15 protein-coding genes are annotated in these 12,151 nt (G+C 45.9%); 13 read left to right on the top strand and 2 right to left on the bottom strand.

Annotated features, from left to right (window positions below; genetic code table 11):
* Positions 1 to 197: 197 nt before the first annotated feature.
* From kefG to R7E00_RS19410, 5 genes are all read left to right on the top strand, one after another.
* On the top strand, positions 198 to 791 hold the full coding sequence (gene kefG, locus R7E00_RS19430) for a glutathione-regulated potassium-efflux system ancillary protein KefG (protein WP_005381444.1): 594 nt from the start codon (positions 198 to 200) through the stop codon (positions 789 to 791).
* Positions 775 to 2,571 (top strand): glutathione-regulated potassium-efflux system protein KefB, encoded by a 1,797-nt coding sequence (gene kefB / locus R7E00_RS19425; protein ID WP_182017040.1) that lies wholly within the window; start codon positions 775 to 777, stop codon positions 2,569 to 2,571. Before kefG ends, kefB begins: the two co-directional genes overlap by 17 nt.
* Positions 2,572 to 2,604: 33 nt before the next feature.
* Positions 2,605 to 2,805: a YheV family putative zinc ribbon protein gene (locus tag R7E00_RS19420; RefSeq protein WP_005381449.1), complete on the top strand. Its 201-nt coding sequence runs from the start codon at positions 2,605 to 2,607 to the stop codon at positions 2,803 to 2,805.
* A gap of 92 nt (positions 2,806 to 2,897) precedes the next feature.
* The gene (slyD, locus tag R7E00_RS19415; protein ID WP_005381451.1) at positions 2,898 to 3,449 is read left to right on the top strand and encodes a peptidylprolyl isomerase; all 552 of its coding nucleotides are present in this window, start codon (positions 2,898 to 2,900) and stop codon (positions 3,447 to 3,449) included.
* A gap of 131 nt (positions 3,450 to 3,580) precedes the next feature.
* Entirely contained in the window at positions 3,581 to 4,522 is a 942-nt protein-coding gene (locus tag R7E00_RS19410; RefSeq protein WP_206960044.1) for an isoaspartyl peptidase/L-asparaginase family protein, read from the top strand.
* An 83-nt stretch (positions 4,523 to 4,605) separates the two neighbouring features.
* Here R7E00_RS19410 and R7E00_RS19405 read toward each other — a convergent pair whose 3' ends face one another.
* Together R7E00_RS19405 and R7E00_RS19400 are read right to left on the bottom strand one after the other, a co-directional pair.
* On the bottom strand, positions 4,606 to 4,833 hold the full coding sequence (locus R7E00_RS19405; RefSeq protein ID WP_005381455.1) for a SlyX family protein: 228 nt from the start codon (positions 4,831 to 4,833) through the stop codon (positions 4,606 to 4,608).
* Positions 4,830 to 5,816: a WD40 repeat domain-containing protein gene (locus R7E00_RS19400; RefSeq protein ID WP_085570110.1), complete on the bottom strand. Its 987-nt coding sequence runs from the start codon at positions 5,814 to 5,816 to the stop codon at positions 4,830 to 4,832. Before R7E00_RS19400 ends, R7E00_RS19405 begins: the two co-directional genes overlap by 4 nt.
* Before the next feature lie 128 nt (positions 5,817 to 5,944).
* Here R7E00_RS19400 and fkpA point away from each other — a divergent pair, with 128 nt between their 5' ends.
* The 8 genes from fkpA (at position 5,945) to fusA (ending at position 11,920) form a co-directional block, all read left to right on the top strand.
* Entirely contained in the window at positions 5,945 to 6,727 is a 783-nt protein-coding gene (fkpA, locus tag R7E00_RS19395) for an FKBP-type peptidyl-prolyl cis-trans isomerase (RefSeq protein WP_206960042.1), read from the top strand.
* Positions 6,728 to 6,870: 143 nt separating this feature from the next.
* Positions 6,871 to 7,593, top strand: a complete 723-nt coding sequence (locus R7E00_RS19390) for a transcriptional regulator (protein ID WP_005382804.1) — start codon at positions 6,871 to 6,873, stop codon at positions 7,591 to 7,593.
* Positions 7,590 to 7,985 carry a sulfurtransferase complex subunit TusD gene (gene tusD, locus R7E00_RS19385; RefSeq protein WP_005382803.1) on the top strand — a complete coding sequence of 132 codons (396 nt, stop codon included), beginning with the start codon at positions 7,590 to 7,592 and terminating at the stop codon, positions 7,983 to 7,985. The genes R7E00_RS19390 and tusD overlap by 4 nt, the downstream gene beginning before the upstream one ends.
* Positions 7,982 to 8,338, top strand: coding sequence for a sulfurtransferase complex subunit TusC (tusC, locus tag R7E00_RS19380; protein ID WP_005382801.1), 357 nt, complete (start codon positions 7,982 to 7,984; stop codon positions 8,336 to 8,338). The genes tusD and tusC overlap by 4 nt, the downstream gene beginning before the upstream one ends.
* A gap of 7 nt (positions 8,339 to 8,345) precedes the next feature.
* Positions 8,346 to 8,621 (top strand): sulfurtransferase complex subunit TusB, encoded by a 276-nt coding sequence (gene tusB, locus R7E00_RS19375; protein WP_054575286.1) that lies wholly within the window; start codon positions 8,346 to 8,348, stop codon positions 8,619 to 8,621.
* Positions 8,622 to 8,798: 177 nt separating this feature from the next.
* Entirely contained in the window at positions 8,799 to 9,173 is a 375-nt protein-coding gene (gene rpsL, locus R7E00_RS19370; protein ID WP_004399892.1) for a 30S ribosomal protein S12, read from the top strand.
* Between the two features lie 101 nt (positions 9,174 to 9,274).
* On the top strand, positions 9,275 to 9,745 hold the full coding sequence (gene rpsG, locus R7E00_RS19365; RefSeq protein WP_005382796.1) for a 30S ribosomal protein S7: 471 nt from the start codon (positions 9,275 to 9,277) through the stop codon (positions 9,743 to 9,745).
* 75 nt (positions 9,746 to 9,820) lie between these two features.
* Positions 9,821 to 11,920, top strand: coding sequence for an elongation factor G (gene fusA / locus R7E00_RS19360; RefSeq protein ID WP_005382794.1), 2,100 nt, complete (start codon positions 9,821 to 9,823; stop codon positions 11,918 to 11,920).
* Positions 11,921 to 12,151 lie beyond the last annotated feature (231 nt).

Below are 12,151 nucleotides of genomic sequence, written 5' to 3'. Positions count from 1 at the left end.
CACTTTGCGCAGTGCGCGTTGCTTGGTTACATAGCGAAGTGGTTTCAATCGTTTTTAAAGCCACTTGGGTATATATCTAGCGGTGAATAGTAGGGGTATTGACCGGAAAAGTCGATTGATTCGCTTTAATTGCATTATGCTGTACAAAAAAGTATAACAATTTGATAACGGATAAAAATAACCACAAGGACGACCATTTGGCTGTTGCACCGTCTATTCTCCCAAAAGTTCTGGTCATTTATGCTCATCCAGAGCCACATAACTCGATTGCCAATCAAGTGATGATAAAAAAAGCTCAGTCGCTTGATCACGTCACTGTGCACGATCTTTACGGTGTTTACCCCGACTTCTTTATTGATGTGAATTACGAACATGAGTTGTTGCTCGCTCACGATGTGATCGTATTTCACCACCCACTTTATATGTATTCATGTCCAGCCCTATTAAAAGAGTGGCTAGACCGAGTGTTAGGTAAAGGCTTTGCGTTTGGCGGAGGTGCGGCGCTAGAAGGAAAATACTGGCGCAGTGTCATTACAACAGGTGGTAAAGAAGAAGCCTTCAGCGCGAAGGGGTACAACAAATACCCACTTGAGCAAATCTTGCAACCGTTTGAACTGACGGCAGCCCTATGCCAAATGCACTGGATTGAACCTCTGGTGTTGTATTGGTCAAGAAATGTTTCGGATATTGAACGCTACGAACATGCCGAGTTATACCGTGGATGGCTGAGTAACCCACTTGAAAACTGGCAAGCGGCAGATCGAGGAGGTCAGTATGGCGATCACCAGTGAGTTTCTTCAAAGCAGTGTGGTCTTTCTTTCGGCTGCGGTTATTGCGGTGCCGATTGCTCAGCGCCTTGGGCTTGGCTCGGTTTTAGGTTATTTACTCGCTGGTGTGTTGATTGGCCCATGGGGGCTTGGCTTAATTAGCGACGTTGATGCCATTTTGCATTTTGCCGAGCTTGGGGTTGTGTTGTTACTGTTTTTGATAGGGCTGGAATTAAACCCTAAAAAATTGTGGCAGATGCGAGGGCCGATTTTAGGTTTAGGCGGTGCGCAGGTTGTGGTCACGACCGCCGTGATTGGTAGTGTCGTCAGTATGTTTGGCGTAAGCATGCAAGTGAGTTTAGTTATCGGGATGGGGTTGGCGCTGTCCTCGACGGCGATTGCGCTTAAAGTCATTGAAGAGCAAGGGCTTAATGGTACCGAAACGGGGCAATCTGGTTTTGCGGTGCTGCTCTTTCAAGATATTGCAGTGATCCCGATGCTGGCGATGTTGCCCTTGCTAGCAGGCGGGCATAGTGGTGGAAGTTGGTTGGATGTCTTCACTATTTTAGGCAGTGTGGTAGCACTGTTGATTGGTGGTCACTTTTTACTACGTCCGCTATTTCGTTTTGTCGTGATGAGCGGTGTTCGTGAGCTCTTTACCGTTGCTGCACTTTTAGTCGTGCTTGGCATTTCGGTCGTGATGCAAAAGCTCGGCCTTTCGATGGCATTGGGGACTTTTTTAGCAGGCGTTTTGCTGGCAGAGAGTGAGTATCGCCATGAGCTGGAAATCGCTATCGAGCCATTTAAAGGTCTGTTGTTGGGGTTATTCTTTATTGCGGTGGGCATGGCGGTAAACTTGGGGTTATTGGCATTACACCCGTTAGAGATTCTCGGTGCGGTGGTGGTTTTGGTCGTGGTTAAGGGTTTGGTTTTGTATGCATTGGCGAGAGCTGCCCGTGTCGGAGCCAAAGCGAGAAGCCGTATGGCTGCAATTTTGAGCCAAGGCGGTGAGTTTGCCTTTGTCATATTTACCGCGGCGAGCCAAGAGGGCATTTTGTCCAAAGAGCAAGTGGCGTTTCTGTTGGTGGTGGTCAGTCTATCCATGGTGACGACTCCTCTTTTGCTGATGGGACAAAAGAAGTGGTTTGCTCATACCCTGAATCAAGAAGAAGAGGGCATGACCACGAAAGTCGTGGATCGCCGACCACGCGTTATCATTGCAGGCTTTGGACGTTTCGGTCAGATCGTCGGACGTTTAATGTATGCCAATAAAATCAAAGTGACAGTATTAGAAAGTGATGCCAGCCAAATCCACCTATTACGTAAGTATGGTTACAAAGTGTTTTATGGCGATGCTACACAAATTGACCTATTGAGGGCTGCTGGCGCTGATAAAGCGGAAGCATTGGTTATTTGTACTGATTCACCTGATGAGGTGATGGCCATCGTGGACATTTGTCGCGTGCACTTCCCGAAACTTAAGTTGTTAGCCCGAGCAAGAAGCCGTGTCGAGGCTTACCAGTTAATGAGTCATGGTGTAGAGAATTACTCTCGTGAAACATTTTTAGGGGCGCTAGATCTCGGTCGCCAAGCGCTCGTAGAACTGGGTATGCACCCTTATCAAGCAAAGCGGGCAGAAGCACATTTTCGCAAGTTGGATAATGCTATGCTTAAGGACTTATTGCCTCAACACAATGAAGATAAGAAATTAGCTCAAAGGGCGAAAGAGGCACGCAAAGAGCTAGAAGAAATATTTGGTCGTGAGATGGAGAGCGACCATCAGTCACCTAATCATTGGAAGTAGTACTTGAGCCAAGACTCAAGCTAAGGAAATAGCGTGAAAATCAAGAAACGTTTTATTGCCGGCGCTAGCTGCCCAAACTGCAGCCAGCAAGATACCCTGCGCTGGTGGATTGAAAATAACATCGAATTAGTTGAGTGTGTCGAGTGTGAGTTTACAGAGCAGCGCAAACCACAATCTGTAGAGAAAAATAAACACTCAGATCAGGAAATGATCGGAATTTTTAAGCCGGAATAATTGAACTTCGATAATTGATCCCCATAATACACCCAGATATCTCAGTACTTAACCCCATTCAGGTTAAGTCAATTAATCTCCCTGGAGTTAGTATGAAAATTGAAAAGAACGTTGTTGCAAGCCTTGCATACAAAGTAATGATGGAAGACGGTGTCGTTGTTGATCAATCAACAGCTGAAGCACCTCTAGATTACCTTCACGGTCACAACAACCTAATCACAGGTCTTGAAAAAGAACTTGAAGGTAAAGTGGCTGGCGACAAGTTCTCAGTAACGGTAGCTCCTGAAGAAGCTTACGGTGAGCACAACGATGCGCTAGTACAGCGCGTTCCTGCGGACGTGTTCCAAGGCGTTGAGCAAATCGAAGTGGGCATGCGCTTCCTAGCTGACACTGACCAAGGTCCAATCCCTGTTGAAGTAACAGAAGTTGACGGCAACGAAGTGGTTGTTGACGGTAACCATATGTTAGCTGGTCAAACACTAACTTTCGAAGTAGAAGTTATGTCTACACGTGAAGCAACAGCAGAAGAGATCGAACACGGTCACATCCATCAAGGTGGTGGCTGTTGTGGTGGTCACGATCATGACCACGATCACGAAGAAGAAGGCGGCTGCTGTGGCGGCGGTAGCTGTGGTTCTCACTAATCATAAGCGCCTTCACTAGATAATCTAATCTAGCAAAGCTTTGAAAAGCGCAAGTTGAGTTTTCAACTTGCGCTTTTTGTTTATCTAAGGTGTAGTGCCAACCATACAAGGAATAACAGTTGGACAAAGTGATGACGAAACCTTTCTCGATTGCCATTCATGGTGGTGCGGGCACCATCTTGCGTGAACAGATGAGCGATGAGCTGCAACAATCCATCTTGGCGGATTTAGAAGCTGCGGTAAAAGCGGGACATCAAATTCTAGACACGGGCGGTGAAGCCTTAGATGCCGTCGTAGCGGCAGTGAAAGTATTGGAAGACTCTCCTAACTTTAATGCGGGTAAAGGCTCAGTGCTGACCAACAACGAAATGGTTGAAATGGACGCTTCTGTGATGGATGGGCGAAACCTTGCAGCAGGCGCGGTCGCTGGGGTTCGTCATATCAGAAACCCAATTGAGCTCGCTCGTGACGTGATGCGAAACAGCAATCATGTGCTGTTGGTGGGTGAGGGCGCAGAGAAGTTTGCTTTTGAGCAAGGCCATGAGTATACCGAGCAAGATTACTTCTTTACTGATCGCCGTTATAAGCAGTTGCTGTCTATGCGTGAGAAAGGACTGTTTGCTTTGTCGGAATCTCGTTACCCAGATGACCGTAAGCACGGTACGGTTGGTGCGGTAGCGTTAGATCAACAAGGCAACTTAGCCGCTGCCACCAGTACGGGTGGCGTGACGAATAAGAAATACAACCGAGTCGGAGATTCGGCTCTTATTGGTTGTGGTACGGTGGCCGAAAATGGCGTCGTGGCAGTTTCCACTACGGGTGTCGGCGAGTTCTTTATTCGTAAACGTGTTGCGGAAGACGTTGCAGCACGTATGCGTTACTTACAAGAAGATATTCATACGGCTTGTGAACACATTATCCAAGGTGATCTCAAACAGATGGGCGGAGAGGGCGGTTTGATTGCCATTGATGCTAAAGGTGAGATGCACTTTGCGATGAACAGTTCTGGCATGTACCGAGCAGGCATTAATACGCAAGGCGAGCTGAGCGTTAAAATCTACGCCGACGAATAGCTTCCTCTTGAGTGCCTTCTTAAGTAATTAATACAACAAAGCCCAGAACATGTTCTGGGCTTTATGCTATTTGAGCCTGCATTTTAATAATGCGGTGGTGGGGTTTCTTCTGACGGATCGGCTAAATTCGACGAGTCCATATTTTTTACTTTACCTACCACATATTTCATCTGATCGAGCATCTTGGTAATTTGCAGTTGTTGCTGCGATAAAGCGCCGTTCAGATCTTCAATAGTCTGTTCTTGGAACGCAAGCTGACATTCTAAGTCATTAATGCGTGCTTCCAATTGCTGAATGATTTTTTCTGTCATGATCCGTTCTCTAACTGCCAAGCTTGGGCAATACCTGCTGAAGTAGCAGTAATTACGCGTTGTTTTGAATCAAAGGCTGCATCATACACGACCGCACGGGGAGGGCGAGTGTCTTTTTTGGGCTCCACTTCAAATCCACTCATTCGTTTTCCGGTTTGAGTATCCCATATTGACACACGGCCAGAAGGGCTTCCTGTGACTAGTTGAGTCCCGTCGTCAGAAAATCGTGCGGTAGAGAAAATTAATTGGCGTGACCAACTGCTCAACTGTGTGACTTCTTGTCCAGTTTTTAAATCCCAAACAATCGCTTGGTTTCCGCCATCAGATGTCATTGCGAATTTTCCATCTCTTTGCAGGGCCACGCGAACAATTCGTTGTTCATGTTCGAAGGTTCGTAGTACTTGTCCGGTTTCGGTATCCCACAGATACGCTTTATAGTCATTACCTCCGGTTAGGGCGAAGCGCCCATTAGGAGAAATGGCCACGGAATTGACTTTTTCACGATGCGCAAGGAACTCCATGCGACGCCCGGTGACTAAGTTGACATAAATTGCTTTACCGTTGGATAACCCAAGCAGAACTTGTTCACCATTACTGGTGATATCAACGTCGCGAATGAGCGCATCAGAGATAGACCAAAGGCCTTCGGATTGCGTCCAGCCTAGGTCCCAAACTGCGAAGTTCATTTGGCTTGCTGTAATTGCGTAGCGACCATTGTCAGATATGCGGATATGGGAAACCACATTGGCATCGGCATCGAGTTCACCCAGGTTGGCTAGTTGTTCATTTTGCTCTAGGTCCCACAACATCAAATGACGTTGTTGAGAATAGAGCAGAGCAAACCGTCCATCTCTGCTAAGTGCGAAGCTCGTCGCACCTTGAGGTTCTATCGGCCAACGCTGCACTTCACGCTCGGCGAAAAAGCAACCATTTAACGTGGTGATGACAATTAAATATAGGAATAAATGAAAAATTCTTTGCATCACATCTAATAATCCGGTTTGTGTCTTAAGACATATAGCTAGTATATTGGTATAACGATTGTCTTCACTAGTCTCATAGAAGATTTGTGCACAACAACCAATGGCAGAGCCATTATTGGGAGAATTTAATGAAATCAGTTTTAAAAGTGTCGCTACTTGCTGCAACAGTTATGCTAGCGGTAGGTTGTCAGAAAGAAGAAACTAAAACAGAAACCGCACCTCAAGCAGAACAAGTTCAAGCAGAAACCGGTAAAGCGGTTCACTTTAAAACCGACGACGACAAAGCGGCATACGCAATCGGTGTTTCATTTGCTAACTACCTAAGCACAAGCATCGACAAGCCAAGCGAAATCGGCATTAATCTTAACAAAGATTTGGTACTAAAAGGTATCGAAGACGTCTTCAAAGGCAATGCTGAATTGAATGAAGAAGAAACACGTGCAGCACTAGAATCTCTAGACAAGCGTGTTGCAGAAAAGATGCAAGCACAAGCGGCTGAGAAAGCAGCTGAAGCGAAAAAAGCTGGCGATGATTTCCGAGCTGAGTTTGAGAAGCAAGAAGGCGTAGTGAAGACAGATACAGGTCTTCTATACCAAGTAATGACACCAGCTGAAGGTGAGAAGCCAAAAGACACTGATACGGTTCAAGTACACTACAAAGGTACTCTGATCGACGGTACTCAGTTCGACAGCTCATACGATCGTGGTGAACCTGCAACGTTCCCACTTAACCGTGTAATCCCAGGTTGGACAGAGGGTGTTCAGTTAATGCCTGTGGGTTCTAAATTCAAATTCGTTATCCCGCCAGAGCTAGCATACGGTGACCAAGACACACCAAGCATTCCTGCTAACTCAACGCTAGTATTTGAAGTTGAGCTGCTAAAAGTTGAGAGCGACAACGCAGAGCAATAACAATAAGCTGCGATAAGTTATTGAAAAAGGTCCGTTTAACGGGCCTTTTTTGTTCTAGGTCACTAGTTGGTGAGTTTGCTAGGTTGCTTTTCAAATTTTCTGATAAACTTACACCAATTTGTTGATTTTTCGCTCGAAGGCTTATGACAACTACAGAAACAATAAACGCGGAGATGTTGCTCGAAATGGAATCCGTTAACGTGATGCCGTTTACCGAGCACGACAAAATCATTTTAAGATCTTATGAGGCGGTCGTGGATGGTATCGCCAGCCTGATAGGTCCATTTTGTGAAATCGTTCTTCACTCTCTAGAAGACTTAAATACCTCTGCAATTAAAATCGCTAACGGTGAAAACACGGGGCGCCAAGTCGGCTCACCAATCACCGATTTAGCGCTTAAGATGCTAAAAGACATCGAAGGCTCGGAGCGCAACTTCTCACGTTCGTACTTTACCCGTGCAAAAGGTGGCGTGTTGATGAAGTCGATTACTGTCGCCATTCGTAATGGCGAAAATCGCGTGATTGGTTTGTTGTGTATCAACGTCAACTTGGATGCGCCTTTCTCGCAAGTCCTTCAGTCTTTCATGCCGACGCAAGAAGCGAAAGAAGCGGCTTCCTCGGTCAACTTTGCTAGTGATGTAGAAGAGCTGGTGGACCAAACTGTTGAACGCACCATCGAAGAGATCAATGCGGATAAGTCCGTGTCTAACAACACCAAAAATCGCCAGATCGTGATGGAGTTGTACGACAAAGGTATCTTCGATATTAAAGATGCCATCAACCGTGTCGCGGATCGCCTTAATATTTCAAAACACACCGTTTACTTGTACATTCGTCAACGTAAAACCGAGGATGATGAAAGGTGAGCAAACTAACTTACACGTTAGTGGTGAATGGTCCCGTTTATGGCAGCCAGTCAGCGCGCAGTGCTTATCAGTTCGCCAAAGCGGTGATAGAGCAAGGCCATCAGCTAGTGAGCGTCTTCTTTTATCAAGATGGTGTGACTAATGGTACTGCTTTGAGTGTGCCAGCCAACGATGAGTTTGATCTCAATAAGGCGTGGCAGTTTTTGGCTAAAGAGCATGGTGTTCGCCTAGAAACTTGTGTCGCGGCCGCTTTGCGTCGCGGGATTGTAAGTGAAGAAGAAGCAAATCAACATGGTTTGGTACAGAACAATCTAGCCGATGGTTTTGAACAAGCAGGCTTAGGTAGCCTAGCTGAAGCGATGTTAACCCAAGACAGAGTGGTACAGTTTTGAGTCAGTTAACTTATCTATTTCGTAGTGCGCCACATGGCAGTGCAGCTGGTCGTGAAGGTGTGGATGCACTGTTAGCCGCGTCGGCTTACTGTGAAGATATCAGCGTCATTTTCATGGGTGACGGGGTATACCAGCTTCTACTCGGGCAAGACCCCAACAATATTTTGAGTAAAGATTACGCGCCGATGTTAAAGCTTTTCGATTTATACGACATCGAACAAGTCTTTGTGTGTTCAGAGTCGTTAACCCAGCGAGGTTTGGCGCAAGCGGATTTAGTCATTGAAGCCCAAGCGTTAAGCTCAGAACAGCTCAAAGATAAGTTACAACACGCTGGCAAGCTACTGTCTTTTTGAGGAAGTTATGTTACACATCATAAAAACAGTCTCTGCTCTAGAAGACGCTATGCCTTTATGCAGTGAACAGGATGACATCTTACTTATAGAAGATGCAGTGTACGCTGCTAACTCGCAACATAAAGCACTTTCCCATCTAAAAAACCGCAGCGTATTTGTGTTAGAGAGCGATGCACAAGCTCGCGGTATTGCAAATCGTATTAGTCCATCGCTGACGATTGTGAATTATTCAGGCTTCGTTGAACTAACAGCAAAACAGGATAAATCCCTAACTTGGGATTGAACAAGATTTGCTGTCGACAAAGCTTTACGGATGAATTGTTCTAATTGAACAAAAAAGATCCGTATATTTCTTGACACACCTCTCACTGCTGCATAGAATTTTGCGTCCCTAACTGCATTGGCAGTTGGGGATAGATTTTTCACAAAGCTTACTTTCAAGTAAATCAGGAGCTAGTTAATGGCAACTATTAACCAGTTGGTACGTAAGCCACGTGCAAAGCAAGTTGTTAAAAGCAACGTGCCTGCACTAGAAGCGTGCCCACAAAAACGTGGTGTATGTACTCGTGTTTACACTACTACACCTAAAAAACCTAACTCAGCACTTCGTAAAGTTTGTCGTGTACGTCTGACAAACGGCTTCGAAGTTACATCGTACATCGGCGGTGAAGGTCACAACCTTCAAGAGCACTCAGTTGTTCTAATCCGTGGTGGTCGTGTTAAAGACCTTCCAGGTGTGCGTTACCACACTGTTCGCGGCGCACTAGACTGTGCTGGCGTAAATGACCGTAAACAAGGTCGTTCTAAGTACGGTGTGAAGCGTCCTAAGTCTTAATGGATTCCGTTAAGTAAGGCCAAACACTAAATTATTTTTAATTTTTTGAAAAAACTGAAAAGTTTTGGATAAAACCTGAAGAAGACAACGGAGATAAATCCATGCCACGTCGTCGCGTCATTGGTCAGCGTAAGATCCTTCCAGATCCAAAATTCAAATCTGAATTGCTGGCAAAATTCGTTAACATCCTAATGGTTGACGGTAAAAAATCTACTGCAGAGAAAATCGTTTACACTGCACTAGATGCTATGGCTGAAAAGTCTGGTAAAGACCACTTAGCTATTTTTGAAGAAGCTCTTGAAAACGTTCGCCCAGCGGTAGAGGTTAAATCTCGCCGTGTTGGTGGTTCAACTTACCAAGTACCTGTAGAAGTACGTCCGGTTCGCCGTAACGCACTTGCTATGCGTTGGTTGGTTGAAGCTGCGCGCAAGCGTGGTGAAAAATCTATGGCTCAACGCCTAGCTGCTGAAATGCTAGACGCGTCTGAGAACAAAGGTACTGCGGTTAAGAAACGTGAAGACGTTCACCGCATGGCTGACGCAAACAAAGCGTTCGCTCATTACCGTTGGTAATACCTTCTGTGCTGCGAGGTTCTCTCGCAGCACTTTTCTATACTCTAAGGTACACCTTAGTAAGAGGATACAATCGTGGCTCGTAAAACTCCTATTGAGCTATACCGTAATATCGGTATCTGTGCTCACGTAGATGCAGGAAAAACAACCACAACTGAGCGTATTCTGTTCTACACTGGCCTTTCTCACAAAATCGGCGAAGTTCACGATGGTGCAGCAACCATGGACTGGATGGAGCAGGAGCAGGAGCGTGGTATCACTATCACATCCGCTGCGACTACTACATTCTGGCGTGGTATGGAAGCACAGTTCCCTGAGCATCGCGTAAACATCATTGATACCCCTGGACACGTTGACTTTACTATCGAAGTAGAGCGTTCTCTTCGTGTACTTGATGGTGCTGTGGTTGTGTTCTGTGGCTCATCTGGTGTTGAACCTCAGTCTGAAACTGTATGGCGTCAAGCAGACAAATACCACGTTCCACGTTTGGTATTTGTAAACAAGATGGACCGTGCGGGCGCAGACTTCCTACGCGTTGTGAACCAAATTAAGAATCGTCTTGGTGCGACTCCTGTTCCAATCCAGCTGAACGTTGGTGCGGAAGATGAGTTCAGAGGTGTCATCGACCTTATCAAGATGAAAATGATCAACTGGAATGATGCCGATCAAGGCACTTCGTTTACTTACGAAGACATCCCAGCTGACATGATTGAACTTGCTGAAGAGTGGCGCAACCACATGGTTGAATCCGCTGCTGAAGCTAGCGAAGAGCTGATGGACAAGTACCTTGAAGAAGGTGAATTGACTGAAGCTGAGCTCAAACAAGCTCTACGTACTCGCACACTAAATAACGAAATCGTACTGGCTACTTGTGGTAGTGCGTTTAAGAACAAAGGTGTTCAAGCGGTACTGGATGCAGTAGTTGAGTTCTTGCCATCGCCTGTTGACGTACCTGCAATTAAAGGTGTCGACGAAAGAGAAAATGAAGTTGAGCGTCATGCTGACGACAACGAACCTTTCTCAGCGCTAGCGTTTAAGATTGCGACTGACCCATTCGTGGGCACGCTAACTTTCATGCGTGTTTACTCCGGTGTTGTAAACTCGGGTGACGCTGTTTACAACTCAGTAAAAGAGAAGAAAGAGCGTTTCGGTCGTATCGTTCAGATGCATGCGAATAAGCGTGAAGAAGTGAAAGAAGTTCGCGCTGGTGATATTGCAGCTGCTATCGGTCTGAAAGACGTAACAACAGGTGACACACTGTGTGATCAGAACCACAAAGTGATTCTAGAGCGCATGGAGTTCCCTGAACCAGTTATTCAGATTGCTGTAGAGCCTCGTTCTAAGGCAGACCAAGAGAAAATGGCTATCGCGCTAGGTAAACTAGCAGCGGAAGATCCATCATTCCGCGTGGAAACGGACGACGAATCAGGTCAGACTCTGATCTCAGGTATGGGTGAACTTCACCTAGACATTATCGTTGATCGTATGAAGCGTGAATTCAGCGTTGATTGTAACGTTGGTAAACCTCAGGTTGCTTACCGTGAAACCATTCGTGGTAAAGCGGAAGTTGAAGGTAAGTTTGTTCGTCAATCAGGTGGTCGTGGTCAATACGGTCATGTTTGGGTCAAACTTGAGCCTTCAGAGCCTGGTGAAGGTTTCGTATTCGTAGACGAAATCGTGGGCGGTGTGATTCCTAAGGAATACATCAGTTCGGTATCGAAAGGTATCGAAGAGCAAATGAATAGTGGTGTTCTAGCGGGTTACCCTGTACTAGATATTAAAGCTACACTATTTGATGGTTCTTACCACGATGTAGACTCAAGCGAGATGGCGTTTAAGATCGCTGGCTCGATGGCATTCAAGAAAGGTGCACTAGAAGCACAACCTGTGATTCTAGAACCTATGATGAATGTCGAAGTAACCACTCCGGAAGACTGGATGGGTGACGTTGTTGGTGACCTAAACCGTCGTCGCGGTATCATTGAAGGCATGGACGAAGGTGTGGCTGGTCTTAAGATCATCCGTGCTCAAGTACCACTATCCGAAATGTTCGGTTACGCAACTGATCTACGTTCTGCAACTCAAGGCCGTGCGTCTTACTCTATGGAGTTTCACGAGTACGCTGAAGTGCCGAAAAACTTCGCAGATAAAATTATTGCAGAGCGTGGTTACTAATTGACGATTGAACTGCAAAAAGTTTACGACTTTTTGCGAGATCAGGGCGTCCAAATATTGCGCTAACGGGCGTTGGCGCATAAAATAACAATTTCTGGCGCGTCGTCGATCAATAATGATCACGACGAATCATAACTAGGAAGGAACACGATCGTGTCTAAAGAAAAATTTGAACGTACGAAACCGCACGTTAACGTTGGTACTATCGGCCACGTTGACCACGGTAAAACA

This window comes from Vibrio sp. Vb1755, from assembly GCF_033338635.1.
Lineage (GTDB): Bacteria > Pseudomonadota > Gammaproteobacteria > Enterobacterales > Vibrionaceae > Vibrio > Vibrio alginolyticus.
This window is presented reverse-complemented; position numbering and strand designations above follow the sequence as displayed.

Coding starts and splice junctions, on each gene's coding strand:
- fkpA (WP_206960042.1), top strand. CDS start 5,945: ATGAAATCAGTTTTAAAAGTGTCGCTACTTGCTGCAACAGTTATGCTA.
- R7E00_RS19405 (WP_005381455.1), bottom strand. CDS start 4,833: ATGACAGAAAAAATCATTCAGCAATTGGAAGCACGCATTAATGACTTA.
- rpsG (WP_005382796.1), top strand. CDS start 9,275: ATGCCACGTCGTCGCGTCATTGGTCAGCGTAAGATCCTTCCAGATCCA.
- tusB (WP_054575286.1), top strand. CDS start 8,346: ATGTTACACATCATAAAAACAGTCTCTGCTCTAGAAGACGCTATGCCT.
- R7E00_RS19410 (WP_206960044.1), top strand. CDS start 3,581: ATGACGAAACCTTTCTCGATTGCCATTCATGGTGGTGCGGGCACCATC.
- R7E00_RS19390 (WP_005382804.1), top strand. CDS start 6,871: ATGACAACTACAGAAACAATAAACGCGGAGATGTTGCTCGAAATGGAA.
- slyD (WP_005381451.1), top strand. CDS start 2,898: ATGAAAATTGAAAAGAACGTTGTTGCAAGCCTTGCATACAAAGTAATG.
- R7E00_RS19400 (WP_085570110.1), bottom strand. CDS start 5,816: ATGCAAAGAATTTTTCATTTATTCCTATATTTAATTGTCATCACCACG.
- rpsL (WP_004399892.1), top strand. CDS start 8,799: ATGGCAACTATTAACCAGTTGGTACGTAAGCCACGTGCAAAGCAAGTT.
- kefB (WP_182017040.1), top strand. CDS start 775: ATGGCGATCACCAGTGAGTTTCTTCAAAGCAGTGTGGTCTTTCTTTCG.